A 449-nucleotide genomic window follows, 5' to 3' on the forward strand; every position below is an offset into this window, starting at 1 on the left:
GATGTACAACCTGAGCGAAAGCCTCGTGTACTACGTCAATGCGATTCAAAGTAACGGAGCGGTGTTGACGCTGGCCGTGGTTGCGCAGCAGCGTCAACACCGCTCCGTTACTTTGAATCGCATTGACGTAGTACACGAGGCTTTCGCTCAGGTTGTACATCTGTGCCAATTGCTGATTGTCCATCGCCCGGGTGAATTGCTGTTGGATCTCCCGAGCGATCTGTTTGACCACGCGCAAATGCCCGAGATAGTGGTGAACACTTTCTGCGAGCAACGCCATCAGCACGTCCAGCGGCCCGGTCATTTGCGCATCGTGCTCCAACCCCGAAAGCAGCGAGTTGCTCGCACAAATGACCACCAAGCGTTTTTCGCTCAGCACCACGCCGAAGGACGAAACGTTGAATGCGCGCCCGTCGAAGCTTTCCGGGCGCTTCCAGATCATAAACAGG

Annotated in this window: 1 protein-coding gene; it reads right to left on the reverse strand. The window is 55.5% G+C overall.

What is annotated here, in order from left to right; all coding sequences use genetic code 11:
• The coding region (locus J5M71_RS28440; protein ID WP_347709885.1) for a CorA family divalent cation transporter at window positions 1–449 on the reverse strand (449 nt) is incomplete at both ends.

Origin of the sequence: Pseudomonas sp. 43(2021), assembly GCF_017490805.1 — a bacterium.
Classification (GTDB): Bacteria; Pseudomonadota; Gammaproteobacteria; order Pseudomonadales; family Pseudomonadaceae; genus Aquipseudomonas.